Here is a 25,073-nt window from a genome sequence, read left to right on the forward strand (position 1 = left end):
CGCACCGAATCGGCGCCGGGGAATCGAGCAGTGGTCGCAACCTCGATGCTCTTCACGGGAGTCGGCGAGCCGCACGAACCCGGAGTGGTCGAGCGAGTGCGGGTGCGCTCCGGCGAGGTGCTGGTGCGGATCGAACTCGCCACGGTGTGCGGGTCCGATGTCCACACCGTGCTCGGCCATCGCATCGAACCGACGCCGCTCGTGCTGGGGCATGAGGCCGTCGGGCACGTGGTGGAGGTGGGCGCCGGCGGAGCACGCTACACCGACGGCGAGGACGTCGCCGTCGGGGATCGCGTGGTGTGGTCCGTCGCGGTGCACTGCGGCGACTGCGACCGCTGCGCGCGCGGGCTCCCGCAGAAGTGCCGGTCGCTTCGCAAGTACGGTCATGAGCGCCTCGAACCCGGGTGGGAGCTCGCCGGCGGCTTCGCGAGCCACGTGCAGCTGCTGGCGGGAACCCCGTTGGTGCGGGTGAGCGAGGACGTGCCGGCCGAGGTGCTCGCTCCTGCGGGGTGCGGGATCGCGACGGCCTGGGCCGCGGTCACCGGCGCCGAGCTCGCAGTGGCGCTGCGGTCCGCGACGGTGCTCATCACGGGCGGTGGACTCATCGGGCTCGCCGCGTCGGCGATGGCCTCCGCGCGCGGGGCGACCGTCGTCCTCTCGGATCCCGATGCGGGGCGCCGCGATTTGGCGCTCCGATTCGGCGCGTCCGAGACGGTGGATCCCGCGGAGGGTGCCCCCGCGGCGCAGGATCCCGGGCGCGAGTTCGACGCCGTGATCGACGCGTCGGGCGCCCCGGCGGCGATTGCCGCGGGGCTCGACGCGCTCGGCGTCGGCGGGGTCGCCGTGTGGGTGGGAAGCGTCTTCCCGACGGCTCCGGTCGCCGTTGTGCCCGAACGCGTCGTTCGGGGGCTGGTCACCGTGACCGGTGTGCACAACTACACACCCGCGGATCTCGAGGGTGCGGTCGGGTTCCTGCACGCGCACTGGCGGGAGTTCCCGTTCCCGGAGCTCGTCGGCGAAACGCTGCCGCTGGAAGCGCTCGACCGGGCGATCGAACGCGCCGCCCGGCGCCTCGAGGTGCGTGTCGGCATCGTCCCGCACGCGGGCTGAGGGTTTCGCCGACTCGCGCCGGCGCTGCCGTGCCAGGAGGATCTGCCCGCCGTTCGCGAATCCGTGCCGATACGCTCAGCCGAGCTGCGGCACGGTGATCTGGTCCATGTCGGCGAAGGACTGGTTCTCACCGGCCATCACCCACAGGAACGAGTAGTTCGTCGTGCCGGCGCCGAAGTGCACCGACCACGCGGGCGAGATCACGACGTCCCCGTTGCGCAGCACGACGTGGCGCGTCTGGCCGGGGAGACCCATGAAGTGGAACACCCGCTCGTTCTCATCGAGATCGAAGTAGACGTAGACCTCGGTGCGGCGGTCGTGCGTGTGCGGAGGCATGCTGTTCCACACGTTGCCGGTCTCGGGTGCGGTGATGCCGAGCACCAGCTGGCTGCTGCGCACACCGTCTTCGTGGATGTGCTTGCGCACGATGCGCCGATTGGCGTGCTCCTGCTCGCCCGTCTCGGTGGTGAGCGCCTCGGCGGCCGGGATGAGCGTCGTGGGATGATCCTCGTGCGAGATCGCCGAGGAGAGGAAGAACCGGGTCTCCTCGGTATCGGCCTCGAAGGAGATCTCCCGTGCGCCGCGACCGATGTAGAGGGCGTCGAGGTGTGCGACGGGGTACCGGGTGCCGTCGACCGTCACGGTGCCGCTGCCGCTGAGTCCGGTGACGGCGAGTTCGCGCCTCTGGCAGAAGTAGTCGGCGCGCAGGGCGGCGTAGTTCTCGAGTGCGAGCACCGTACCCGGTGCCGGCTGAGCGCCGCCGAGTACCATCCGATCCTCGTGGCTGTACACGACGTTGATCCTGCCGGGCTCGAACAGGTCGCCGAGTACAAAGCGCTCCCGCAGCTCCTCGTCGCTCATGTGCGCGAGCTCGTGCGGATGGGTGGCGTGACGGATGTCCATGGATTCCTTCTACTTCGTTCGGGGAGGGTCAGTGGTCGGTGCTGCTGACGACGTTCTTCGGAGCACCCTCGGCGAATGCGACGATGTTGCGACCGGCGATCGCGAACACCTCGTCGGCCTCGTCGGTGTGGAAGCCGATGTGCGGAGTCAGCACGAGATTCGGATGTTCGAGCGGCAAGGATTCCAGCTGCGGCGGTTCGCTCTCGAACACATCGAGGCCGGCGCCGAAGATGCGGTTCTCGCGCAGCAGGGCGAACAGGGCGTCGCGGTCGAGGATCTCGTCGCGCGCGGTGTTGACGACGATCGCCGAGGTTTTCAGAGCGCCCAGCAGCTCGGCCGACACGATGCCCTCGGTCTCGGGGGTGTGGGTGAGGTGCAGTGAGACGACGTCGCTGATGCTGAAGAGCTCATCGAGTTCGACACGGCGGCCGGGCAGTTCGCTCTCGACCTCCGGGCGCACGGTCCGGTTCCAGTAGACGACGTCCATGCCGAGGGCGTGGCCGATGCGGATGACCTCACGACCGATGGCGCCGGTGCCGACCACTCCGAGGGTCCGGTCGCGCAGTTTGATCCCCTGGTGCTTCGCCCATTCGCCGGAGCGCACGATGGCGTCGCCCTCCGTGACACGGCGGGCGACGGCGAAGATCAATGCGATCGCGTGCTCGGCGACGCTGCGGCTCGCGAAGTCGGGCACGTTGGTGACCGTGATCCCGAGGCGCTCGGCCTCGGCGACGTCGACGAAGCGGTGCGCGCCCGTGCCCACGAAGCTGACGAGCCGCAGGCCCGGCACCGAGGAAAGGAAGGCCTCGGGAAGCGGGCCCTGGTCGCCGATGATGTAGACGGCGTCGTAGCCCTGCGCCCGGGCGATGGTCGCCTCGGTGTCGGAGAAGCGCTCCTCGAACCAGTCGAGCTGGTGGCCGGCGGCGCGGAGCGGTTCGATGACGTCCCGGCGCACGATATCGGCGTATTGCGATTCGCCGTCGATGCAAACGATCTTCACGGGTGGATCCCTTTCGTGAGAGGTGGGTGCGGGGGCCGAGGCGCTGGGCCGGTCGCCTCGGCCCCCGCGGTTCGTGAGAAGCGAGCGGCTACTGCGCGACCCAGCGGTTGAACTGGTCGGTCAGATCGGCGTTGTTCTCCTTGTAGTAGGCGGCGTCGAGGGCGATCGCGTTGGCCACGTTGTCGCCGACGGGCAGGAAGGGCTGGATGTCCTCGGGAAAGTCGCTCACCGCGACGCCGGTGCTGGCCGCCGGGATGGGCGTGGGCACGCGGGAGGCGAAGGCGATCTGGCCCGCGGTGTTCTCGACCACGCTCTTCAGCAGATGCTGCGCGGCCTCGGGGTTCGGCGCGTCGGCGGGAATCGCCCAGACGCTGTTCGCGTAGCCGGCCTGGTCCCAGCCCACGGAGATGGGGAAGTCGTTCTGGCTCGCCGTGAAGGCGCGGTTCGCCCATACGATACCGAGGTCGCAGGAGCCGTTCTCGAAGCTCTCGATCGACTGCGCGCCGCTCGACCACCAGGTGACGCTGTCCTTGATGGTGTCGAGCTTCGCGAAGGCGCGCTCCGTGTCGAGCGGGTACAGCTCGTCGGGGGCGACGCCGTCGGCCAGCAGGGCCGATTCCAGGGTCCAGCCGTACTGCGGGTTGTTGAACAGGCAGCGCTGGCCCTCGAACTTGGCGGTGTCGTAGAGGTCCTCCCAGGTCGCGGGGTGCTCGCCGTCCTCGGGCCACTTCTCCGAGTTCCAGGCGAGCACCATGCCGAAGGTGCCGACCTCGATGCCGGTGGAGGAATAGGTGCCCTCGACGAGCTGATCGACGGGCACGATGTCCGTGTCGATCTCCGCGAGGTACCCCTTGTCGGCTGCCTCCTGCGCATCGCTCACGGATGGCAGGAAGACGAGGCTCCAGCTGACCGCGCTGTTCTGCGCTGCGGCGAAGAACTTCGTCGATGCCTCGTTGTAGTCGTCGGTGACGGTGACGCCGGTCTCCTCTGTGAAGTCGGCGAAGAGGGTGTCGTTCAGCCCCTCCCAGACGTCGCCGCCGCTGGTGTCGTAGAAGAGGATCTCGCCGGAGATGTCACCGCCGTCGGCGGAGCCGGATCCCGAACCGGAATCCGCGCCGCCGCAGCTCGTGAGTGCGAGCGCGCCGGCGAGGGCGAGAGCACCGAGCGAGGCGGTGCGGGTGAGGGTTGTCTTCATATGCGTGTCCTTCCTTGGATGCATGCTGGGGTGGGGTCGAGCGAGGTCAAGACGTGGGGATGAGCACGGCGCTGCGGGCGCGGATGCTCATGACGGCGGGGGAGCCCGCCTCGGGGATGGGTTCGGCGCTGTCCAGATCGACGAGGTACGTTCCGTTCGCGTCGGCGAGGCGGACGCGGATCGTCTGGCCGAAGAAGCGCGCATCCGTTACCGTGACATTCGCGACCGGCTCGTACCCGGCGGGCACGGCGGCGAGGTTCGGGCTCAGCCGGATCTGCTCGGGTCGTGCGCTCAGCGTGCAGGCGGCGCCGGCGCGCAGCGCGGAGCCCGCGGCGGCGGTGAGCACGAACTCCCCGACTCGGACGGCGGGACCGGAGGCCTCCTGCGAGAGCACCTCCGCGCTGAAGCTGTTGGTCTCGCCGAGGAAGCTCGCGACGAAGCCGCTGTTGGGCGTGCTGTAGACCTCGCGAGGCGCTCCGACCTGCCGGATGTAGCCGGCCTCCATGACACCCATACGATCGGAGAGGATGTAGGCCTCTTCCTGATCATGGGTGACGTAGATCGCGGTGGTCTCGGACTCCTGCTGGATCCGGCGGATCTCGGATCCGAGATCCTGCCGCAGGCGGCGGTCGAGGGCGCCCAGCGGCTCGTCCAGCAGGAGGACCCGGGGCCGCTGAGCGAGCGCGCGGCCGAGCGCGACGCGCTGCTGCTGGCCCCCGGAGAGCTGGGCGGGTTGGCGATCGCGCAGCTGGCCGAGCTCGGTGAGCTCCAGGATCTCGTCGACCCGCTTCGTGAGCTGTGCGCCGCGGACCTTGCGGATCTTCAAGCCGAAGGCGATGTTCTGCGCAACGGTGAGGTGGGGGAAGAGCGCGTAGTTCTGGAAGACGAAGCCGATGTCTCGCTGCTGGGTCGGCAGTCGGGTGACGTCGCTCCCGTCGATCGCTACGCTGCCTGAGGTGAAGTCGATCAGTCCCGCGATGATCCGGAGCAGTGTCGTCTTCCCCGAGCCCGAGGGGCCGAGCAGCGTGAAGAACTCGCCGGCGTGCACGGCGAGGTCGGTCTCGTGCAACACCCGATTGCCGCTGAAGTCGCAGCTGACCTGGTCGACGATGACCTCGCCGCGCTTGCTGCCCGCGGCGGCTGGAGTGGGAGACATCCCGGTCCTCATTTCTTGTCTGCCTGCGCCGCGGCTCGCCGCGACTGGGTGATGCGTTGGATGACGATGACGGCGATCACCACGAGGGTGAGGAGCGCCGCGATCGCTGGGACAGTCGGCACGATGCCGCTCTGCAGGTACTGGTAGATGGTGACCGGCAGGGTCTTCACCGGGCCGGTCTGCAGGAAGAGGGCGAGCACGACTTCGTCCCATGACGTGACGAATGCGAGCCCGAACGCTGAGAGGATCGCCGGGATCATGCCGCGCACGGTCACCTTCCAGAAGGCCGAGATGCGCGAGGCCCCCATCGTCCACGCCGCGGTCTCGAGGTCGAGGCCCCGTGAGGCGAGCGACGTGTTCAGAATCGCGAATGCGAGGGGGAAGGAGATGAGGGTGTGCGCGAAGACCAGACCCGGGATCGTGCCGGCGAGCTTCAACCGCAGCTCGACGGCGTAGATGCCGATCGCCAGAAGGATCGCCGGCGTGATGATGGGGGCGAACGCGAGCCCCGAGATCAGGAGCTTGGTGCGCTCGGACTTGGCTGTCTGCACCACACGCGCGAGATACAGGGCGAGGGCGGTGGAGGCCAGTCCGGTGAGTGTCGCGACGAGGGCGCTTCGAACGATCGGATCGAGCCAGGTGGTCGTGGTGAGTACCTGTCCGTACCAGTCCAGTGTGAATCCGCGCGGCGGGAACACCACCGTCTGGGTCTCGCCGACCGAGAGGGGGAAGACGATGAGCACCGGCAGCAGCAGCACCGCGAGCGACACGAGCGTGATCGCACCGGTGAACACCGTGCCGGCCGACCAGGTGAATCGCTGCTCGGCGCTCACGCCCTTCGCCTGGGCGCCTACGCCCGGCGCCTGGAATCCGCCGCCGATGCGCAGCACGGCGATGTAGAGGATCAGGGTCGCGACCAGGAGGATCACACCGAGGGCGGAGGCGATGCCCCACTGGAAGAGGTCGATCTGCTGCTGGATATAGACGGCGACCGTCTGCTCCTGCGGGCCTCCGAGAATCGCCGGGACGATGAAGAAGCTCAGCGCGAGGATGAAGCACAGCAGAGCACCGCTCAGGATCGACGTGCGCACGAGCGGGAGGAAGACCTTGACGAAGATCTGGATGCCCGACGCGCCGAGCGTGCGAGCCGCGAGGAGCACGTTGTGGTCGATGCCGGTCATGCCGGAGTAGAGGATCAGCACCATGTACGGGAGGAGATACATGACGGTGCCCACGAGGGTGCCGCCCTGCGTGTAGAGCAGCGAGAACCGCTCCCCGCCGAGGGCCTGACTGGCCTGACTGACCAATCCGTTCGGGCTCAGGATCGAGGTGACGGCGAACAGCCGCACGACGATGGAGACCTGGAACGGGATGAGGATGAGCAGCAGTACCACGCCGGCGAGGCGGGCGGGGAGTCGCGAGATGAAGTACGCGGTGGGGAAGCCGAGGAGGAGTGCGAGGATCGTGGAGTTGACCGCGAGCACGATCGTGCGCCACTCGACGAGATGGAGGTACTCGTCCTGGAAGACCGCGAGGTAGCTGTCCAGGGTGAACTGCGGGTTCCCCCAGTCCATGACGCCATCGACGCTGATGCTGCGCAGCACCACATCCAGGAGGGGCCAGAAGAAGAAGATCACGAAGAATCCGGTTGCGGCCAGCGCGAGCGCGATCTTGGGGAGACGGGCGAGGTCGAACGGCGACCGCTTCGGCGGTCGCACGGTCGGTATCCCGGTGGTGCTCAGGGTCATCGTCGATCCTCGGGGCGTCGGGCCTGGATCAGGCCTGGGTCTGGGTGATGATGTACAGCTTGCGTGTGGTCTCGTGCACGTTCCAGACCACCTCGGATCCGTCGGGCAGTGAGACGTAGGCGCCCGCTTCGATCGTGAGGACCTCGCCGGACTCGCGGGTGATGGTCCCCGAGCCGCTGAGGAAGTACATGAACTCGGAGACGCCGATCTTGCTGGAGCGGAACCCGCCCGGGGTGATCTCCCACACGCCGATCTCGGTGCGCTCGTCCTGGTGCAGGATCAGCTCCGACGCCTGGGGTGATCCGGAAACGATCCGTGCGGGATCCGGGCTGTCGCCCAGCACGGCCGTTGCGAGGTCGTCCCGGTCGACCGGCGCGAAGCGAAGTGCAGTCATGTGATGGTCCTTCGGGCGGTGCTGCGATGCGACCGAGGGCCACTTCGCGTCGAACAGATTTGAAACACTGTCTCATAAGTGATGAAATGTTGTCAACACGAATCGGGCCGATGATTGTCGGTTCGTAATATAGGGGGTGCGCCCGGCTCGCGATGACGCGGCGGCATCCCACCCAGGAGAAGCAGGAGAATCCATGGCTGAACGCGTGATATCGACGGGCGGTTTGAAGTCGTCGGAGCGGGTGACGGGTACGCAGAGCCTGGAGAAGGCGATCGACATCCTCGAGTACATCGCCTCGGCGCCCCGCCCGGGTGTGACCCTGGCGGAGTGCACGGGCATTCTGGGGTTCAGCAAGGCGACGACGCAGCGGATGCTGCTCACGCTCACACGGCGGAACCTGCTCCACTTCGATGAGGAGCTCGGGGTCTATTCGCTCGGCATGCTCACCGCCAAGCTCGGAGCCGAGTACCTGAGCCGGCTCGATACGCGCAAGGCAGCCCTGCCGGTGCTCCGCGACATGGTCGCCGAGTCCGGGGAGACCGCGCATCTCGGAGTGCTCTCGGGCCGAGACGTGGTGTACATCGAACTCGTCGACAGCCCCCAGCCGATCCGGATCTTCAGCAAGGTCGGGGACTCGGTTCCCGCCTATGCGACGGCGATCGGCAAGGCGATTCTGGCCTATCTGCCGGGAGACGTGCGTCAGGCTCATCTGCCGGAGTCGCTGGTCGAGCGCACGCCGCGCACGCTCAGCACCTTCGAGTCGCTCTACCGCGACCTCGCGCTCACGAGGGAGCGCGGCTACGCCATCGACGACGGGGAGAATCGCGAGGGCATCCGCGGCTACGCGGCCCCCATCTTCGACTTCTCCGGAGGGGTGTGCGCCGGACTCAGTCTCGCCGGACCGAACGCGCGCATCGATACCGAGGACGATGCGCGCCTCGGGGCGCTCGTCACCCGGGCTGCGCGGCGGGTCTCCCAGGTGCTGGGAGCGCCGGATCCGCTCGGCGCCTGAGGATTTCGCGGTCGTATTGCGCTTGGCGAAAGTCTCCATTTATGAAATGATGTTTCAAATTCGTTTCGTTGGAGGGTCAAGTGCATCAAGCAGCACGACGCGTGGTGATCGCCGATTGCGATCATGGAAGCACGGATATCGAGGCCGGGGTCGCCGAGCGCTACGGCTATGAGCTGGTGGTGGCCGACTGCACCACGGAGGCGGATGTGATCGCGGCCGCCGAGGGTGCCGCGGCGATCCTCACCCAGTACGCGCCGGTCACCGAGCAGGTGCTCGCCGGCTTGCCCGGACTCGTGGCGGTCGGGAGATACGGCGTCGGGGTCGACACGGTCGACGTCGCCGCGGCCACCGCGTGCGGAGTGGCGGTGTGCAAACGTGCCCGACTACGGCACCGAGGACGTCAGCGATCACGCCATCGCGCACGCCGTCGGGCTCATGCGAGGGCTCCCCGCGCTCGATCGCGCCCTGCGCCGCGGCGAGCCGCAGCTCGACGCGGCGCGTCCGCTGCACCGCTTCTCGGCCTCGACGTTCGGCGTCTACGGCCTCGGGCTCATCGGTGAGGCCACCGCTCGCAAGGCCCGAGGCCTCGGGTTCCGGGTGGTCGGCACCGATCCGCGCTTCGAACCGGGGAGCGTCACCGCCGACGGCACCGCGGTCGTATCGCCCGATGAGCTGCTCGCACAATCGGATCTGCTCTCGCTGCATCTTCCGCTGATCCCGCAGACGCGCCATCTTGTGGACGACGCGGCCTTCGCCCGCATGAAGCGCGGGGTGAAGATCGTGAACACCTGCCGCGGCGGCGTCATGGACACGGCCGCGCTCGTGCGTGCGCTCGACAGCGGTGCGGTGGCCGCCGCCGGTCTCGACGTCTTCGAAGAGGAGCCGCTCGCGACCGACAGCCCGCTCATGCGCTTCGACCAGGTGCAGCTCAGTCCGCACGCCGCCTGGTACAGCGAGGAGTCCTTCGCCGAGCTCAAACGGCGAGCGATGGAGAACATCCTCGACGTCTGCGAGGGCCGAGCGGTCGCGAACACGGTCAACGCTGCCGCCCTCTCGGCGAACCGGGCTCGAGCATGATGTTCGACGGCACCCTTGAGGGCCGGACAGCGGTCGTCACCGGCGCGTCCCGTGGAATCGGCGAGGCGATCGCTGCAGCACTGCTGCGCAGCGGAGCAGATGTCACGACGCTGCAGCGCGGCGCCCCTTCCGAGGCGCTGCGACGCGCCGCGGCGCAGCACGGTCGTAGCCTGGCGCATGTGCCGGTCGATTTCACCGAGGAGGTCTCGATTCGTGAGGCCGTCGCCATGATCGGCCCCGTGGATCTTCTGGTGAGTAACGCCGGCACGCAGATCCGGCACGACTCGGTGGATTTTCCGCTCGAAGATTTCAACCGGGTGCTGCAGGTGAACACGAGCGCCGTCTTCCAGCTCTGCCAGGGGTTCGGCGCGCACATGGTCGAGCGAGGCCACGGCAAGATCGTGGCGCTCGCCTCGCTGCTGTCGTTTCAGGGAGGTCTGCGCGTGCCTGCCTACGCGGCCTCGAAGGGCGCCGTCGCGCAGATCGTCAAAGCGCTCAGCAACGAGTGGGCGGGGCGAGGAGTCAACGTCAACGCCGTCGCTCCGGGGTACGTGGAGACGGAGATGAACGAGGCGCTGCTCGGCGACCCCGAGCGCTTCCGCCAACTGAGCGAGCGGATCCCCGCCGGCCGCTGGGCGACTCCCGAGGATATCGCGAGTGCCGTGGTGTTCCTCTGCACGCCCTACGCCGCATACATTCACGGCACCGTGTTGCCGGTCGACGGCGGATGGCTCGGCCGATGAGGGCGCGTCAGGCGGTGCCGAGCACCCTGCGCGACTCCCCGGTCGTCGCAGTCCTGCGTGCCGCGGCGGCGGAGGACTACGCACCGGTGGTGGAGGCGCTGCTCACCGGCGGCGTACGCCATGTCGAGGTCACGCTCAGCACTCCGGGAACGCTCGAAGCCGTTCCGGGGCTCCTGGCCAGATTCGGCGCCGACGCCCGAATAGGGGTCGGCACGGTGACCGACCCGGATCAGGCCAGACGAGCGGTCGAAGCCGGAGCGCACTTCCTCGTGACGCCCACGACGGACTCCGCCGTCATCGATACGGCGGTCAGCGCCGGACTCCCGGTGTTCCCGGGAGGCTTCACTCCGACGGAGCTGCACTCCGGTTGGAGCCGCGGTGCAGCAGCCGTCAAGGTGTTCCCGGCGTCGCAGCTCGGACCGGGATACCTCGCCGACCTGCGCGGTCCATTCCCCGGCATCGAGGTGATCCCGTCGGGAGGAGTGACAGCCGACGACGCGATCGACTGGCTGCGCGCCGGCGCCTGCGCCGTCAGTCTCGGCGGCCCGTTGCTGCGGGATGCCTTCCGCGGCGGCGACCCCGCGCAGCTCGTGCGGCGGGCGGGCGAACTCATGGCGCGCATTCGCGACGCCCGTCTGGAGGAGGAACGGTGAACGGATTGCGGCCCTATGTGCTCACGATCGGCGAATCGATGGGACTGCTGCGGCAGCCGAACCCGGGTCGGCTCGCCGCGCAGCGCTCGCTCGAGTTCGGCTTCGGCGGGGCGGAGTCGAACGTGGCGATCGGTCTCAGCCGCCTCGGCGCCGAGGCCGTCTGGTGCGGCAGGCTCGGCGTAGACGGGGTGGGGGAGCTGATCGAACGAGAACTGCGCGCCGAGGGCGTGCAGGCCCGGGTGATCGCCGATCCCGAAGCCCCGACCGGCCTGATGCTCAAGGAACGCCCGACCGCGGGGACCACCCGAGTGGTGTACTACCGCCGTCGCAGCGCGGGATCGCGCCTCGCTCCCACGGACGTGCCCGACGCGCTGATCGAGGGCGCGGCGCTCGTCCACGTCACAGGGATTACGCCCGCGCTCTCGCAGTCCTCCGATGACACGGTGGAGTCGGTGCTGCGTCGCGCGCGCGACTCCGGTGTGGCGACCTCGATCGACCTCAACTACAGATCCGCGCTCTGGAACCGAGTGGATGCCGCTGCGCGACTGACCGAACTCGTCGCACTCGCGGACGTGGTGTTCGCGGGAGATGACGAGGCGGCGATCCTGCTCGGGTGGCGAGGCGTGGCGGACTTGGCAGCCGGCCTGCGCGCGCTCGGCCCGCAGGAGGCCATCATCAAGCTCGGTGACCGAGGCTGCTTCGCCTCGGTCGGGGATGAGCGGCTCGAAGTGCCGGCGGTGCAGGTGGACGTCGTCGATACGGTGGGCGCAGGCGATGCGTTCGTCGCGGGCTATCTCGCTGAGCGTCTGATGGGATCCTCGCTCGCCCGGCGCCTCGAGACCGCGGTCGCCGCCGGTGCGTTCGCCTGCCTGACCAGCGGGGACTGGGAAGGCCTGCCACGGCGGGAGGACTTCGCGCTGCTGACCGGCACCGACCCGGTGCAGCGTTAGCTCGGACGCCGCAGGCGGAAGCCTCGGATCGCTGCGTTCACGGTGAGCGACGCCACGGCGGTCTCGTCGCGGGCGTAATGCTGCGCAAGACCTGAGGCGCCTCGGGGCAGCGGAGCGTAGGCTCGAGGCATGACGATGCGTGCGATTGCGGCGAAGCAGACCGGCGGCCCTGAAGTGCTGGAGATCATCGAGGTCGCGGATCCGGAACCCGGCCCCGGCGAGCTGCTCGTGCAGACCGCTGCGACCGGCGTCAACTTCATCGAGACCTACCAGCGCTCCGGCCTCTACTCGGTGCCCTTCCCGTTCACGCCGGGCGGGGAAGGCGCCGGTCGGGTGCTCGCGGTCGGAGACGGCGTCGAGGGCTTCGCGGAGGGCGATCTCATCGCCACTGCAGAAGCCGCGGCCACCTACGCCGAGCGATTCGTCGTGCAGGCGGAGCGGGCCGTCAAGGTGCCCGAGACCATCGACGCCGAGACGGCGGCCGCACTTCCCCTGCAGGGGCTCACCGCGCACTACCTCGCCACCTCGGCCGCACGGCCCGAGCCGGGCGACACGGTGCTCGTGCACGCGGGCGCCGGAGGCGTCGGCCTGCTGCTCACCCAGCTGCTCGTCGCCCGCGGCGTGCGGGTGCTCACCACGGCGTCGACGCCCGAGAAGCACGAATTGAGCCGGGCAGCCGGGGCGGCCGAGGTGCTCGACTACGACGGCTTCGCGGATCGCGCCCGCGAGCTGACGGACGGTGAGGGCGTGGCCGTGGTCTACGACGGCGTGGGCAAGAACACCTTCGACGACTCTCTGCGTGCGCTGCGCGTGCGCGGCGAGCTCGTGCTCTTCGGCGGGGCGAGCGGCCCCGTGCCGCCGTTCGACCTGCAGCGCCTCAACGCGGGCGGATCCCTCTCGGTCACCCGCCCCTCGCTCGGTCACTTCCTGCGCACCCCGGAGGAGCGGGCCTGGCGCTACGGCGAGCTCTTCGCCGAGATCGAGGCGGGCACGCTCGACATCAGGATCGGCGCGCGCTTCCCGCTCGCCGAAGCCGCGGCGGCGCACACCGCTCTCGAGGGCCGCGAGACGACCGGCAAGGTCGTGCTGCTGCCCGGCTCCTGAGTTCGAGGGACGGAGGGAGCTTCGATGCGCCCGGGGCCACGAGCTACAGCGAGTCGCGGAAGCTGCGGGCCTCGCCCATGAGCTCCTGCACACGGGACAGATCGGCCTCGTTCTCGAACACGCCATCGCGCTTGAAGTAGGTGCCGATCACGGCTCCGTCGGCGACGGCGAGCTGCTCGGCGACGTTGCTCGCTCGCACGCCGGTGTTCACGAAGACGGGTGTGTCGCCGGCGTTCTCCTTGACGATGGAGAGCGACTGGGTATCGGTCGGCGCACCCGCGGTGAGGCCCGAGACGCAGAGGGCGTCGGGCTGGCAGGCGAAGACCGTGGAACGTGCGATCGACGCGAGGTCGCGGTCGGCCAGGTACTTCGCGGACTCCGGGACGATGTTGAAGAGGAGCTTGACGCTCGCGGCCCCGATGCGCTGGCGGTGGCGCGCCACCTCGCCGACATTCGTGTCCCACAGGCCGAAGTCGCTCGCGTAGACGCCCGTGAAGATCTCGCGCACGAACTTCGCATCGGTCGCGGTCGCGAGGTCGATCGAGGCGCGGCCGTCCCAGAGCACGTTCACGCCGTAGGGCACCTCGAGATCCGACTGCAGCTCACCGATGATGCGCGCCATCGTGATCGCGGTGATCGGCTCGGTCCGGGTGAGATAGGGGAGGCTGAACTCGTTGGAGATGAGGACGCCGTCGACCCCGCCCTCCTGCAGCTTGCCGAGTTCTCGCTTCGCGCGATCGACGATCGCGGAGAGGCCCGCGGCGGAGTCGTAGCCCGGGTCGCCGGGGAGTGCTGAGAGGTGCAGCATCGAGATGACGGGCTTGTGCGTACCGAAAACCTCGGGGAGCCAGTTGGCCATTGTTCCTCGTTCCAGATCGGTGATGTGAAATCTGTGTGAATAATTCACGAGAAGCTAATCATAAGTGAGCCAATAACACAATCGGGTGTCCTATCCTGGTTCGTGGAAGCTGGGAGGCCGTGCATGGAAGCGCAGGAACGACGCGAGCTCATCGAGCGGCGGATCCTCTCCGACGGGGAGGCGTCGTTCAAGACCCTCTCGCAGGAGTTCGGCGTCTCCGAGATGACGGTGCGGCGCGATCTCGAGCTGCTCGAGCAATCGGGCAGCGTGCGTCGGATCATGGGCGGCGCGATCGCGGCGCACGGCACCGCGGTCGAGCCCGGCTTCGACGCCCGTGCCCTCGTCAGCGCGCGGGAGAAGGTGGGCATCTCGATCGCGGCGGTCGAGCACTTGATCCCGGGCGAGACGGTCGTGCTCGACAGCGGCAGCACCGCGCTCGCCGTTGCGCGCACGATCATCGGCCGCGGGCTGGCGCTCACGGTGGTGACGCCGAGCATCCTCGTCGCGGCCGAGCTGCACAATGAGCCGAACACCACAGTCCTCGTCACCGGCGGCACCGTGCGTCCGGGGGAGCTCAGCCTGATCGGCGCCGAATCCGTCGCGGCCTTCGAGCGCTACAACTGCGATGTCTACATCATGGGGGTCTCGGGGGTGGACGGAAAGCGCGGTCTCTCCGACTACAGCACCGAGGAGGCGGCGGTGAAGCGCGCGGCCCTGCGCGCGGCGGAGCGCGTGATCGTCGTCGCCGATGCCTCCAAGCTCGGGCGGGTGCATCTCACGAACGTGGCGCAGCCCGGCGAGATCGACCTGCTCATCACGGACGGCCCCGCGGACCACCCCGCGCTCGTCGGCTTGCGCGCCGCCGGTGTGGCGGTGGAGTGCGTGCCCGCGCTCTGAGGCGCGGCCGGCCTGATTGCTCCACGCCGCCGGCCGTGCCGGCCGCCTGGCCTCGCGATTCGTGCGACTCGTGACGTGGTGCGGCGGAGTGCTCGCCCCGTCCGGACTGTTCGCCCTGTCGCGCCGCTTCGGGGCGCCGGAACTCGCGTGAGCGGGTCTGGGAACCGCCGGGCCGCGTGTTGACAACAGCAGGGCGATAGTTTTACTCTTCCCAGACGATGTAATTTCGTCCCAACTTTTGGGAAAAATGATGGAAACTAACACAAAGGAGTGTCAGATGCGGCGCAGGTTGGCAACAGGACTCAGTATCGGAGCGATCGCAGCACTCGCCCTGACCGGTTGCGGTCAGGTCGGAGGCGAGAGCACCGGCGGCTCCGGAGAGGGCGGCTCGGCCGAAGGCCCGCTCACGATGGTGACCGTCGTCAAGATCTCCGGTGTCGGCTGGTTCGACCGCATGGAGGTCGGCGTCGACGAGTACGCGCAGGAGAGCGGGAACGACGCCCGCCAGGAGGGCGCGGACGACGCGAGCCCCGAGAAGCAGATCCAGATCATCCAGGACCTGATCCCCCAGGCGCCCGACGCGATCACCGTCGTCCCGAACTCGCCCGAGGCTCTTGAGACAGTACTGGCTCAGGCACGCGAACAGGGGATCGTGGTCGTCGCGCACGAGGCCGCCGGCATCACGAACGCGGATGTCGACATCGAGGCCTTCGACAACAAGGCCTACGGTGCCCAGATCATGGACAATCTCGGCGAGTGCATGGCCGGCGAGGGCGAGTACGTGCAGTTCGTCGGCGGCCTGACCGCGAAGACCCACATGGACTGGGTCGGCGGCGCCTACGAGCAGCAGCAGGCGGAGTTCCCCGATCTGGAGCGCGTCGAGGATCCGGTGGAGAGCAAGGAGGACGAGAACGTCGCCTACCAGCGCACTAAGGAGCTGCTCGCGAAGTACCCGGATCTCAAGGGCATCCAGGGCTCGGCCGGCACCGACGTCGCGGGAGCGGCGCGTGCGGTCCAGGAGGCCGGACTCGCCGACCAGGTCTGCGTGATGGGGACCAGCATCCCCTCGGTCGCCAAGAAGTACCTGAGCGACGGCTCGATCGACAAGATCTTCTTCTGGGATCCGGCGATGGCGGGCAAGGCTCAGCTGAAGATCGCGGAGCTGCTCGTGCAGGGTGAGACGATCGAGGACGGTACCGATCTCGGCATCGAGGGCTACAACTCGCTGACCAAGCTCGAGGGTTTCGACAACGTCTTCGTCGGTGACGCTGCCGTTGTGGTCGACGCGACGAACGCGGACGAGTACGACTTCTGAGCCGAGCGAGCCGTACGGCATGATCACCGGGTGAGCGGGTGACGCGGGCGGAGTCCCTGCGTCGGCCGCCCACCCGGTGGCACCCCGTTTACCGATCCCCATATGAGGAGACCCGATGACCACTGACCCAGGCCCAGCAGGGGCGCCGCCCGTGCTCGAGGTACGGGGTGTCCGGAAGACCTTCGGCGGCGTGGTGGCGCTCGACGGAGTGAGCATGGCGCTTCGCCCCGGATTCGTCCACTGCCTCGCCGGTGAGAACGGATGCGGCAAGTCGACACTCATCAAGATCATCAGCGGCGTGGAGTCCGCCGACGCGGGAGAGATCCTGATCGATGGGGAGCCGGTGTCGCGGATGACGCCGATGACGGCGCTCCGCGCCGGAATCCAGGTGATCTACCAGGACTTCTCGCTGTTCCCGAATCTGACGGTCGCCGAGAACATCGTGCTCCCCGCCGCCATCGCCGCGCGCAGCAGGCTGTACCGCGCGAAGCGACTGCGGCCCTCGGCCGAGCGCATCGTGCAGGAACTCGGTCTCGCCCTCGATCTCGATGCCGAGGTCGGGCGGCTCTCGGTCGCCGACCGCCAGCTCACGGCGATCTGCAGAGCTCTCGTGCTGGACGCGCGTGTGATCTTCATGGACGAACCGACGACCGCGCTCACCCACTCGGAGGTGCAGCGCCTGTTCGACCTCGTGCGCAGGCTGCAAGGGCGGGGCGTCGCACTCGTCTTCGTCAGCCACAAGCTCGAAGAGGTGCTGACGGTATCGCAGGAGGTGACCGTTCTGCGCAGCGGCCGCCTCGTCGCGCACGGGGCCGTCGAGGAGTTCGACGTCCGCTCTCTGACCGAAGCGATGACCGGCCGCGAGGTCGACGACTCGCGCGTCGTCGTCGCCGTCGATCCCGCGGCCGAACCGCTGCTCGAGGTCGACTCGCTCACCTTGACCGGCGCGTTCACCGACGTCACGTTCGATCTGCGCCCCGGCGAGGTGCTGGGACTCACCGGGCTGCTCGGCTCGGGGCGAGGCGAGATCGCCGAAGCGCTCTTCGGAGTGCTCAAGGCCGAGTCCGGCAGCGTGCGTCTCGCCGGCAGGCGCGTCGCCCCGGGCAGCATCCAGGCCTCGATCGCGGCGGGACTCGGGTACGTCCCCGAGGACCGCCTCACGCAGGGCCTGTTCCTCGACAAGCCGATCTCGGACAACATCATCGCGAGTTCGCTCGGCGAGCACGCCAGAGGCCGGCTCTTCCTGAGCGCCCAGCGCACCGCGGAGACCATCTCGCGACTGTTCCAGCGCCTGCGCATCAAAGCGCCCAGCGTCGCGGCGCCGGTGCGCTCCCTCTCGGGCGGCAACGCCCAGCGGGTCGTGCTCGCCAAATGGCTCGCGACGAACCCGCGCGTGCTGATCCTGAACGGCCCCACCGTCGGTGTCGACGTCGGGTCGAAGGAGGAGATCCTGCAGATCCTCCGAGAGGCGGCGACCGCGGGCATGGGCGTCATCATGATCTCCGACGACGTCCCCGAGCTCGTCTCCATCTGCCACCGCGTGCTCATCGTGCGCCGCGGCGAGATCGTGGCCGACTTCGAGGGCGACAGTATCGACACTCATCGTATTCAGGAGGTGATGGCGGCATGAGCGGGTCGTCTCGTCAGGGCACGCTGCGACTGTCCGGCTTCACGAGCGAGCTGGTGCTCGTCGGCATCATCCTGGTGCTGGTGATCGGCATGAGTCTCGTGAACCCGACCTTCTTCACCGTGCACACGCTGTTCTCGATCCTTCGTTCCGCCCTCGTGCCGATGGTGTTCGCCCTGGGGGTGCTGCTCGTCATCATCTCGGGCGGCATCGACGTCTCGTTCCCGGCGATCGCGATCTTCGCCGCGTACACGACGGTGCATCTCTCGGCGCAGGGGGCGTTCGACCCGGGGGTGATCGGCGTGCTCGTCATCGCCGTCGCGCTCGGAGCGCTGCTCGGTCTGGTCAACGGCGCGGTGATCGCACGGTTCAAATTGCCCACGCTGATCGTGACGCTCGCCACGCAGGGCATCTTCAAGGGAGTGCTGCTCGCCTACGTCGGCTCGCGCTACATCGCCGACCTGCCGCAGAGCATGGCCTCCCTCTCGACCGCGAACCTCGTCTCCATCGAGGGATCGCGCGCGTACCTGCCCGTGATGATCGTGCCGGTGATCGTGCTGGTCATCGGGGTCTCGCTGCTGCTGCGGAAGACGATGTTCGGACGCGGCCTGTTCGCGATCGGCGGCGACATCGAGGGCGCTCGTCGTGCGGGTTTCCCCGTGATGCGGATCCAGGTGCTGCTCTACGTGCTCGCGGGAGCCATCGCTGCGGTCGGCGGCCTGATCCACGTGGTACTCGGCCAGAACGCCAACCCGCAGGATCTCGTGGGCACCGAGCTCGACGTCATCGCCGCGGTCGTGCTCGGCGGCGCCTCGATCTTCGGCGGCCGCGGCACCGTGCTCGGCACCGTGCTCGGCGTGCTGCTCGTGCAGATCATCAACAACAGCCTGCTGCTCATGGGCGTCCCCACCGCCTGGCAGCGCGCGGCCGTCGGCATCCTGCTCGCGCTCGGCGTGGGCGTGCAGGCGGTCATGGCGCGACGCGCGGCGAAGCGCACCTTCGTGCTCGATACGGATAAGGATGTGGCTCATGTCGGCTGAACCTCGTAACGGAGTCGCCAAGTGGAACGCCGACGTCGACCGCTCGTTCCAGGCATTGCTCTCGCGCATCCGTGCGGAGCGCGGGATCGGGCGGATGATCGTGCTGCTGATCCTCTCGTTCGGGTTCTTCGCACTGCTCAAGCCCTCGATCTTCCTGAACCCGATCAACCTGCAGAACCTCATGGTGGCCTCGCCGGAGATCGGCATCCTCGCGGTGGCGATGGCCTTCGCCATGATGACGGGCGGGATCGATCTCTCCCTGGTCTCGATCGCCAATTTCACCGCGATCACCGTGAGCACGGTGTACACGGCGATCGCGGCGAACGATCCGGCTCAGGCGGAGGCGATGGCCCCGCTCATCGTGCTGCTCGGGTTGGGGGTGGGGCTGCTGGGGGGCCTCATCAACGCCTTCCTCATCTCGACGATCGGCATCGCGCCGATCCTGGCGACGCTCGCCACGATGCAGATCTACAACGGGCTCGCGATCGTGTGGACCGGCGGCAAGACGCTGTACGGGGCTCCCGAGGTGCTCGGCGCGATCGGCAAGTCGACCGTGGGCGGCGTGCCGGTGCTGTTCATCATCTTCCTCGTGCTCGCGATCCTGGTGGGGGTGATCCTGTCGCGCACGCCCTTCGGCCGTCGCACGATGCTGCAGGGCGCCAACGGCGTCGCCGCGCACTACTCCGGGATCCGCAGTGCGAGCGTGCTCTACGGCACCTACGTGCTGACCGGACTTCTCGGCGGCTTCGCCGGGCTGATCTTCCTCGCCCGCAACCCCACGGCGAGCGCCGACTACGGCAGCTCGTATGTGCTGCTCGTCATCGTGATCGCGGTGCTCGGCGGCACCAACCCGATGGGCGGCTACGCGACGGTGACGGGTGTGGTGCTCGCAACGCTCGTGCTGCAGGTCGTGCAGTCGGGCTTCACCGCCCTGCGCCTCTCGGCGTACGAGTACGCGATCGCGCAGGGCGTGATCCTGATCGGCGTCATGGTCTTCGACCAGATCAGTCTGAGACGATGGCGCAAGTCGGTGCCCTCGACCCAGACCACCATCGTGGCCACCGTTCCAGGTCAGGGTCCGTCGGATGCGATGACGGATCGAGTCGTCGGCGGCGGTACCGGCGACGCCGCGGACGAGACCGCGGTCTCGAAGAAGTAAGCGAATCGGGAGAGCGACGTGACCCAGCTGCTGGTCGGCATCGATATCGGCACCTACGAGACGAAGGGGGTGCTGGTCGATACGAGCGGCGAGGTGCGCGCAGAGGCGCGTGCGCGGCACGGGATCAGCACGCCTCGCCCCGGTCACGTCGAGCACGATGCCGATGCCGTCTGGTGGGGCGACCTCGTCACCGTTGCGAACGAGCTGATGCGGAGCCTCGCCGAGGGGGACGAACTGCTCGGCCTCGGCTGCAGCGGGATCGGGCCGTGCGTGCTGCCGGTGGACGAGCAGCTGCGCCCCCTGCGTCCCGCGATCCTCTACGGCGTCGACACCAGGGCGGCGGCCGAGATCGCCGAGCTGGAGCGGATCCTGGGCCGCGATGAGATCTTCCGCCGCTCGGGGAATGCGCTCACGAGCCAGTCGGTGGGGCCGAAGATGCTCTGGGTCGAGCGCAACGAACCCGAAGTCGCCGCGCGCACTCGGTGGTACTTGACCAGCCAGAGCTACCTCGTGGCGAAGCTCACCGGCCGTGTCGTGATCGACCACGCGACGGCCGGCTACGCCCATCCCTTCTACGAACTCGGAGAGCTGCGCTACAACGTCGACGGGCTCGAGGGTACGGTGCCTCCCGAGAAGCTGCCCGATGTGGCCTGGTCGTCGGACATCGCGGGCACCATCACCGCCGAGGCCGCCGCCGAGACCGGGCTGCCCGAGGGGCTTCCCGTCGTCGTGGGCACCACCGACTCGCCTGCGGAGGCGGTCGGCTCGTCGGTCATGGCCCCGGGCGACCTCATGCTGCAGCTGGGCTCGACCGGGTATCTGATCCAGGTGAACGATCGCCCCGTCGCGAACGACGTGCTCTGGTCGGCCCCGTGGGTGCTGCCCGGACGCTTCGTGCTCGCGGCGGGCACCTCGACCGGCGGTACGGCGACGCGCTGGATCGCCGAGCAGCTGGGACTCGATCACGGCGACGGCGATGCGGCGCTCTTCGGCCGTCTCATGGAACTGGCGCGGTCCGCACCCGCGGGGTCGAACGGCGTGCTGCACCTGCCGCACTTCGCGGGCGAGCGCACACCGTTCCACGATCCCGACGCGCGCGGGGCGTTCATCGGCCTATCGCTGTCCTCCGGACGCGCCGAACTCGCGCGCGCGGTGTCGGAGGGGGTGGGCCATTCGGTCGCTCTCGCACTGAGCACCCTGGTCGATCAGGCGCAGGGCGACCCCCGCATCGTCGCGGTCGGCGGCGGGGTCAAGAACGAGATCATCGCCCGCACCATCGTCGATGTCACCGGCTACGGCATGGCCCGCGCGGAGACGCTCGGCGCCTCCTACGGGGACGCGATCCTCGCCGGCATCGGCATCGGTCTGCTGAGCGAGGCCGACGCCGCGGGATGGCCCGCGCTCGGCGATCCCGTGCAGCCCGGGGACGGCGACGGGACGGACGCGATCCGTCGCGCCCACGACGACTACCGGCGAAACTACTGGGCGCTGCGGAGCGCCCGCGAGCATGGAGAAGGAGAACCGCGATGAGCCGTTGGCCCGAATTGGCAGCCCACCTCGCCCGGGTGAACGAGGTCGCAGCGGGAACCCGCGTCGGCATCTTCGCGACGAGTCCCGCGGTGCTCGACGCCGTGGCGGCGTTCGTCGAAGAGGTCTACCGGCTCGGCGGGGTTCCGCAGGTCATGCTCACCGAGGAGCGCTACGACCGCTCCGCGCTCGCCCACGCGGACGAGGCGGTGCTGCGTGAGCCCGCCCCGCTCGAGCTGGCCTCGATGGAGTGGGCCGACGTGCACGTGTCCTTCCGCGGCATGGAGCCGCCGGCCGACCAGATCGACGGTGCACGGCTCAGCCTGCAGCGCGAGGGCAAGGGCATCCTCTCGACCGCCCGGTGGCAGGGCACCAGGTGGACGCTGGTGCGCATTCCGACTCCCGAGTGGGCCGAGTTGATCGGCGTCGCCCCCGAGCAGCTGGAGCGGGAGTTCTTCGCCGGCACGCTCGCCGACTGGGACGCCCATCGCGCCCGCCTCGACCGCTTGTGCGACTCGCTGAACTCGGCTCGGGAGGTGCGCATCCTCGACGTGGACACCGATCTCACGCTCGACTGCTCGGGCCGCATCTGGGTGCCCTTCGCGGGCGAGGCGAACCTGCCCGACGGCGAGGTCGCGACCGCTCCCCGGGAGGACGGAGTGGAGGGGCACATCACGTTCCCGGGCAGCTTCTGGTTCGGCGGGGCCCGCATCACCGACCTCAGGCTCGAGTTCGAAGCGGGTGAGGTCGTGCACGCGGCGGCGGCCGAGGGCGCCGAGTTCGTGGATCGAGTGCTCGCCGCTCCCGGTGCTCGCCGGGTCGGCGAGCTGGGCATCGGCACCAACCCCGATGTGCGCACCATGACCGGCGACCTGCTGCTCGACGAGAAGATCCTCGGTTCGGTGCATATCGCTCTGGGCCGTTCCTATCCGCAGTGCGGGGGCACGAACGAATCGGCCATCCACTGGGACATCGTGAAGGATCTGCGGCCGTCCGGCCGCTTGGAGATCGACGGCGAACCGCTGATCGATCGAGGAACGTACGCGCCGCTGCTCGCGGGCGAGTGAGGAGGACGGGACATGCGGAAGATCATCAACAGCGCCGAGGGCTTCGTCGACGAGGTGCTCGAGGGCATCCTGCTCGCCCACCCGGATCAGCTGCGGGCCGCGACCGCCGATCGGCGCGCGGTGGTGCGCGCCGATGCTCCGGCCCCCGGGCGCGTGGGCATCGTCACGGGGGGCGGATCCGGCCACCTGCCGTTCTTCCTCGGGTATGTGGGCCGGGGCCTGTGCTCGGCCGTCGCCGTCGGCAACGTGTTCTCCTCGCCGAGTCCGGCGCAGATCCATGCGGCGTCGCTCGCGGTGGACGGCGGTGCCGGCCTGCTGTACCTGTACGGCAACTACGGCGGTGACGTGTACAACTTCGACATCGCGGCGGACCTGTGCCGCGGTCAGGGCATCGAGGTGCGCACCGTGCTCGGCGCCGACGACATCCAGTCCGCTCCCGCCGAGCAGATGAGCACTCGTCGCGGTGTCGCCGGCCTGGTGCTCGTCTACAAGGCGGCCGGCGCGATGGCGGATCGAGGAGCGTCTCTCGACGAGGTGACCCGCGTCGCGCAGAAGGCCTCCGAGGCCACCCGCACCATGGGCGTGGGGCTCTCGCCGACGATCCTTCCCGCCGCGGGCGAGGCGACCTTCACCCTCGACGAGGGCGAGATGGAGATCGGCGTCGGCATCCACGGCGAGCGCGGCACGCACCGCGGTGCGCTCGAGAGCGCCGATGAGATCACCGACCGCTTCCTCTCCGAGCTCGCGCAGGAGCTCGAGCTGACCGAGGGCAAGCGCGTCGCCGTGCTCGTCAACGGCCTGGGCGCCACACCGCTCGAGGAGCTCTACGTCGTGTATCGCCGGGTGCACCGGGAACTCGCCTCGCGGGGCGTCGAAATCGCCTACCACCTCATCGGCGAGTACGTGACGAGCCTGGAGATGGCGGGTGCCTCGCTCTCGATCATGCAGCTCGACGATGAACTCGAGGAGCTGTTGCACGACCCGGCGGGCTCGCCGTTCTTCCAGCAGGGCGCCGCCCCGGTGCCCGCGGCGCTCGCGGGCGAGAGAGCCGTCCTCGTCGATGGCGCCGCCGCTGCCGATGTGACCTCCGCGGGCAGCCCCAGTGCGCTGCGAGCCGCGATGCTCTCGGCGCTGCCGCGCATGGTGCAGCACGCCGACGAACTGCGCGAACTCGACGCGGCGCTCGGCGATGGCGACCTGGGTATCACGGTCTCCGCAGGCAGCACCGCCGCGGCCGTCGCCGTCGGGGAGCTGCCGGATGACGCCGACGCGCGCAGCATTCTGCGAGCCGCGGGGCTCGCGTTCTCCTCGGCCAACCCCTCGACGTTCGCGGCTCTCGTGGGCAGTGGCCTGATCGGCGCTGCCGACACGCTCGAGCGCGGTGCGCACCTCGAACCGGGCGCTGTCGAGGGAGTGCTGCAGGAGCTGTACGACCGCATCGCCGAGCGCGGACGGGCCGAACGCGGGGACAAGACGCTGCTCGATGTGCTCGGACCCGTGATCGAGGCCCTGCACCGCGGCGCATCGGGAGCCGAACTGCGAGACACCGCCGAGCGGGCCGTGACCGAGACCGCGGCGTGGCAGTCCCGGCGCGGCCGTGCGGCTTGGCAGCAGGAGCGTTCGCGGGGGCAGCGGGACCCCGGATCCGTCGCGGTGCTGCGCTTCATCGAAGAGTTCGTGGCCGAGGGCGAGCCGCGGAGAGCAGAGCCGCGATGAGCGGGGGCTCCGCCGCACGCGACGGCGGAGCGCTGACGCAGCGCGAGATCTCCGAGTTGCTGGATGCGGCGCTCGCCGCGGCTCGGGCGGGCGCGGAGGTGCTCGAGGCTGGGCTCGGCGCCGCGCTGCGGATCAGCGGCAAGGCCGAGGCCGGCAACCTCGTGACGGAGATCGATGTCGCCGCGGAGCATGCGGTGCGAGAAGTGCTCGCGGTGATGCGCCCCGGCGATCGGGTGACCGGGGAGGAGCTGCCCGATTCGGATCGGGAAGGCGCGGCAGTGCGGTGGTCGATCGATCCGCTCGACGGCACCACCAACTACACCCGCCGTATTCCGTACTTCGCGACCTCGCTCGGCGCCCAGGATACGGCGACCGGTGAGTGGCTCGTCGGTGTGGTGCATGCGCCCGCGCTGCGCCGCGTCTACTCCGCCGCGCGCGATCTCGGCGCCTGGCTGCAGGAGGGCGGCGAACGCCGCAGGCTCTCCGGCCCCTCCGGCGCCTCGTCCGCCCGCGTACTCGGTGTGGGGCTCGCCTACGATCCCGCGACGCGCGAGTACCAGTACGACCGGCTGCGGGAGCGTATGGACGGCTACACGACCATGCGTGCGTTCGGCGCGGGCGCGCTCAACATCTGCGCGGTCGCCGACGGGGCGCTCGACGCCTACATCGAAGAGGACCTCGAGGAGTACGACTGGGCGGGCGCCGCGGTGATCGCCGAGCAGGCGGGGCTCACCGTGCTGCGGCCCACCGCCGACGATCGGCTGCTCCGGGTGTTCCTCGCAGCGTGAGCGGGAAAGCCGACGCGGAACGGCCCGGAGACG

Annotated in this window: 23 protein-coding genes and 1 pseudogene; 17 read left to right on the plus strand and 7 right to left on the minus strand. The window is 69.1% G+C overall.

All coding sequences use genetic code 11. From position 1 onward, the window contains the following. Positions 1-30 precede the first annotated feature (30 nt). Positions 31-1,110, plus strand: a complete 1,080-nt coding sequence (locus AMS65_RS06210) for an alcohol dehydrogenase catalytic domain-containing protein (RefSeq protein ID WP_241489355.1) — start codon at positions 31-33, stop codon at positions 1,108-1,110. Between the two features lie 75 nt (positions 1,111-1,185). On the opposite strand, the gene kduI is transcribed toward AMS65_RS06210, so the two are convergent. From kduI to AMS65_RS06240, 6 genes are all read right to left on the minus strand, one after another. Continuing rightward, positions 1,186-2,013, minus strand: coding sequence for a 5-dehydro-4-deoxy-D-glucuronate isomerase (gene kduI, locus AMS65_RS06215; protein ID WP_053383261.1), 828 nt, complete (start codon positions 2,011-2,013; stop codon positions 1,186-1,188). 28 nt (positions 2,014-2,041) lie between these two features. Then, the gene (locus AMS65_RS06220; RefSeq protein WP_206541970.1) at positions 2,042-3,013 is read right to left on the minus strand and encodes a 2-hydroxyacid dehydrogenase; all 972 of its coding nucleotides are present in this window, start codon (positions 3,011-3,013) and stop codon (positions 2,042-2,044) included. A gap of 88 nt (positions 3,014-3,101) precedes the next feature. Next, on the minus strand, positions 3,102-4,208 hold the full coding sequence (locus tag AMS65_RS06225) for an extracellular solute-binding protein (protein ID WP_053383262.1): 1,107 nt from the start codon (positions 4,206-4,208) through the stop codon (positions 3,102-3,104). Between the two features lie 46 nt (positions 4,209-4,254). Further along, on the minus strand, positions 4,255-5,364 hold the full coding sequence (locus tag AMS65_RS06230) for an ABC transporter ATP-binding protein (protein ID WP_053383263.1): 1,110 nt from the start codon (positions 5,362-5,364) through the stop codon (positions 4,255-4,257). Positions 5,365-5,372: 8 nt separating this feature from the next. Continuing rightward, positions 5,373-7,112 (minus strand): ABC transporter permease, encoded by a 1,740-nt coding sequence (locus AMS65_RS06235; protein ID WP_053383264.1) that lies wholly within the window; start codon positions 7,110-7,112, stop codon positions 5,373-5,375. A 28-nt stretch (positions 7,113-7,140) separates the two neighbouring features. Next, positions 7,141-7,506, minus strand: coding sequence for a cupin domain-containing protein (locus AMS65_RS06240; protein ID WP_053383265.1), 366 nt, complete (start codon positions 7,504-7,506; stop codon positions 7,141-7,143). A gap of 193 nt (positions 7,507-7,699) precedes the next feature. Here AMS65_RS06240 and AMS65_RS06245 point away from each other — a divergent pair, with 193 nt between their 5' ends. The 7 genes and pseudogenes from AMS65_RS06245 (at position 7,700) to AMS65_RS06270 (ending at position 13,045) form a co-directional block, all read left to right on the plus strand. After that, the gene (locus AMS65_RS06245) at positions 7,700-8,518 is read left to right on the plus strand and encodes an IclR family transcriptional regulator (RefSeq protein WP_053383266.1); all 819 of its coding nucleotides are present in this window, start codon (positions 7,700-7,702) and stop codon (positions 8,516-8,518) included. A 206-nt stretch (positions 8,519-8,724) separates the two neighbouring features. Continuing rightward, a pseudogene (locus AMS65_RS20630) lies at positions 8,725-8,826 on the plus strand (hypothetical protein); the annotation flags it as partial. A gap of 67 nt (positions 8,827-8,893) precedes the next feature. Beyond that, positions 8,894-9,595 (plus strand): NAD(P)-dependent oxidoreductase, encoded by a 702-nt coding sequence (locus tag AMS65_RS06250; RefSeq protein ID WP_277620059.1) that lies wholly within the window; start codon positions 8,894-8,896, stop codon positions 9,593-9,595. Next, positions 9,592-10,338: an SDR family oxidoreductase gene (locus tag AMS65_RS06255; RefSeq protein ID WP_053383267.1), complete on the plus strand. Its 747-nt coding sequence runs from the start codon at positions 9,592-9,594 to the stop codon at positions 10,336-10,338. Before AMS65_RS06250 ends, AMS65_RS06255 begins: the two co-directional genes overlap by 4 nt. Further along, positions 10,335-10,991 (plus strand): bifunctional 4-hydroxy-2-oxoglutarate aldolase/2-dehydro-3-deoxy-phosphogluconate aldolase, encoded by a 657-nt coding sequence (locus AMS65_RS06260; protein WP_053383268.1) that lies wholly within the window; start codon positions 10,335-10,337, stop codon positions 10,989-10,991. The genes AMS65_RS06255 and AMS65_RS06260 overlap by 4 nt, the downstream gene beginning before the upstream one ends. Continuing rightward, complete coding sequence (locus AMS65_RS06265; protein ID WP_075200867.1) at positions 10,988-11,941, plus strand: sugar kinase; 954 nt, start codon at positions 10,988-10,990, stop codon at positions 11,939-11,941. The genes AMS65_RS06260 and AMS65_RS06265 overlap by 4 nt, the downstream gene beginning before the upstream one ends. Positions 11,942-12,076: 135 nt before the next feature. Further along, complete coding sequence (locus tag AMS65_RS06270; RefSeq protein ID WP_394324718.1) at positions 12,077-13,045, plus strand: quinone oxidoreductase family protein; 969 nt, start codon at positions 12,077-12,079, stop codon at positions 13,043-13,045. Between the two features lie 43 nt (positions 13,046-13,088). Here the strand turns inward: AMS65_RS06270 and AMS65_RS06275 are convergent, their stop codons facing one another. After that, entirely contained in the window at positions 13,089-13,904 is an 816-nt protein-coding gene (locus AMS65_RS06275) for a BtpA/SgcQ family protein (protein ID WP_053383270.1), read from the minus strand. 123 nt (positions 13,905-14,027) lie between these two features. Here AMS65_RS06275 and AMS65_RS06280 point away from each other — a divergent pair, with 123 nt between their 5' ends. From AMS65_RS06280 to AMS65_RS06320, 9 genes are all read left to right on the plus strand, one after another. Beyond that, positions 14,028-14,801, plus strand: a complete 774-nt coding sequence (locus AMS65_RS06280; protein WP_053383271.1) for a DeoR/GlpR family DNA-binding transcription regulator — start codon at positions 14,028-14,030, stop codon at positions 14,799-14,801. Between the two features lie 277 nt (positions 14,802-15,078). Beyond that, positions 15,079-16,116, plus strand: a complete 1,038-nt coding sequence (locus AMS65_RS06285) for an autoinducer 2 ABC transporter substrate-binding protein (RefSeq protein ID WP_053383272.1) — start codon at positions 15,079-15,081, stop codon at positions 16,114-16,116. Between the two features lie 115 nt (positions 16,117-16,231). Then, positions 16,232-17,746, plus strand: a complete 1,515-nt coding sequence (locus AMS65_RS06290; protein WP_053383273.1) for a sugar ABC transporter ATP-binding protein — start codon at positions 16,232-16,234, stop codon at positions 17,744-17,746. Next, the gene (locus AMS65_RS06295; protein ID WP_053383274.1) at positions 17,743-18,783 is read left to right on the plus strand and encodes an ABC transporter permease; all 1,041 of its coding nucleotides are present in this window, start codon (positions 17,743-17,745) and stop codon (positions 18,781-18,783) included. The genes AMS65_RS06290 and AMS65_RS06295 overlap by 4 nt, the downstream gene beginning before the upstream one ends. After that, the gene (locus tag AMS65_RS06300; protein ID WP_075200868.1) at positions 18,773-19,942 is read left to right on the plus strand and encodes an ABC transporter permease; all 1,170 of its coding nucleotides are present in this window, start codon (positions 18,773-18,775) and stop codon (positions 19,940-19,942) included. Before AMS65_RS06295 ends, AMS65_RS06300 begins: the two co-directional genes overlap by 11 nt. A gap of 18 nt (positions 19,943-19,960) precedes the next feature. Then, positions 19,961-21,472 (plus strand): FGGY-family carbohydrate kinase, encoded by a 1,512-nt coding sequence (locus AMS65_RS06305; RefSeq protein ID WP_053383275.1) that lies wholly within the window; start codon positions 19,961-19,963, stop codon positions 21,470-21,472. Continuing rightward, the gene (locus AMS65_RS06310) at positions 21,469-22,536 is read left to right on the plus strand and encodes an aminopeptidase (RefSeq protein ID WP_162231756.1); all 1,068 of its coding nucleotides are present in this window, start codon (positions 21,469-21,471) and stop codon (positions 22,534-22,536) included. Before AMS65_RS06305 ends, AMS65_RS06310 begins: the two co-directional genes overlap by 4 nt. 12 nt (positions 22,537-22,548) lie before the next feature. Beyond that, positions 22,549-24,252: a dihydroxyacetone kinase family protein gene (locus tag AMS65_RS06315; protein WP_053383277.1), complete on the plus strand. Its 1,704-nt coding sequence runs from the start codon at positions 22,549-22,551 to the stop codon at positions 24,250-24,252. Then, positions 24,249-25,040 carry an inositol monophosphatase family protein gene (locus AMS65_RS06320; protein ID WP_053383278.1) on the plus strand — a complete coding sequence of 264 codons (792 nt, stop codon included), beginning with the start codon at positions 24,249-24,251 and terminating at the stop codon, positions 25,038-25,040. The genes AMS65_RS06315 and AMS65_RS06320 overlap by 4 nt, the downstream gene beginning before the upstream one ends. Positions 25,041-25,073 lie beyond the last annotated feature (33 nt).

The organism is Leucobacter celer subsp. astrifaciens, assembly GCF_001273835.1.
In the GTDB taxonomy this organism is placed as follows: Bacteria; Actinomycetota; Actinomycetes; order Actinomycetales; family Microbacteriaceae; genus Leucobacter; species Leucobacter celer.

Bases quoted from the DNA above. Each gene is read 5' to 3' on its own strand.
- AMS65_RS06320 (WP_053383278.1), top strand. From the start codon at position 24,249: ATGAGCGGGGGCTCCGCCGCACGCGACGGCGGAGCGCTGACGCAGCGC.
- AMS65_RS06280 (WP_053383271.1), top strand. From the start codon at position 14,028: ATGGAAGCGCAGGAACGACGCGAGCTCATCGAGCGGCGGATCCTCTCC.
- AMS65_RS06225 (WP_053383262.1), bottom strand. From the start codon at position 4,208: ATGAAGACAACCCTCACCCGCACCGCCTCGCTCGGTGCTCTCGCCCTC.
- AMS65_RS06295 (WP_053383274.1), top strand. From the start codon at position 17,743: ATGAGCGGGTCGTCTCGTCAGGGCACGCTGCGACTGTCCGGCTTCACG.
- kduI (WP_053383261.1), bottom strand. From the start codon at position 2,013: ATGGACATCCGTCACGCCACCCATCCGCACGAGCTCGCGCACATGAGC.
- AMS65_RS06255 (WP_053383267.1), top strand. From the start codon at position 9,592: ATGATGTTCGACGGCACCCTTGAGGGCCGGACAGCGGTCGTCACCGGC.
- AMS65_RS06270 (WP_394324718.1), top strand. From the start codon at position 12,077: ATGCGTGCGATTGCGGCGAAGCAGACCGGCGGCCCTGAAGTGCTGGAG.
- AMS65_RS06285 (WP_053383272.1), top strand. From the start codon at position 15,079: ATGCGGCGCAGGTTGGCAACAGGACTCAGTATCGGAGCGATCGCAGCA.
- AMS65_RS06310 (WP_162231756.1), top strand. From the start codon at position 21,469: ATGAGCCGTTGGCCCGAATTGGCAGCCCACCTCGCCCGGGTGAACGAG.
- AMS65_RS06300 (WP_075200868.1), top strand. From the start codon at position 18,773: ATGTCGGCTGAACCTCGTAACGGAGTCGCCAAGTGGAACGCCGACGTC.
- AMS65_RS06315 (WP_053383277.1), top strand. From the start codon at position 22,549: ATGCGGAAGATCATCAACAGCGCCGAGGGCTTCGTCGACGAGGTGCTC.
- AMS65_RS06260 (WP_053383268.1), top strand. From the start codon at position 10,335: ATGAGGGCGCGTCAGGCGGTGCCGAGCACCCTGCGCGACTCCCCGGTC.
- AMS65_RS06275 (WP_053383270.1), bottom strand. From the start codon at position 13,904: ATGGCCAACTGGCTCCCCGAGGTTTTCGGTACGCACAAGCCCGTCATC.
- AMS65_RS06290 (WP_053383273.1), top strand. From the start codon at position 16,232: ATGACCACTGACCCAGGCCCAGCAGGGGCGCCGCCCGTGCTCGAGGTA.
- AMS65_RS06235 (WP_053383264.1), bottom strand. From the start codon at position 7,112: ATGACCCTGAGCACCACCGGGATACCGACCGTGCGACCGCCGAAGCGG.
- AMS65_RS06240 (WP_053383265.1), bottom strand. From the start codon at position 7,506: ATGACTGCACTTCGCTTCGCGCCGGTCGACCGGGACGACCTCGCAACG.
- AMS65_RS06245 (WP_053383266.1), top strand. From the start codon at position 7,700: ATGGCTGAACGCGTGATATCGACGGGCGGTTTGAAGTCGTCGGAGCGG.
- AMS65_RS06230 (WP_053383263.1), bottom strand. From the start codon at position 5,364: ATGTCTCCCACTCCAGCCGCCGCGGGCAGCAAGCGCGGCGAGGTCATC.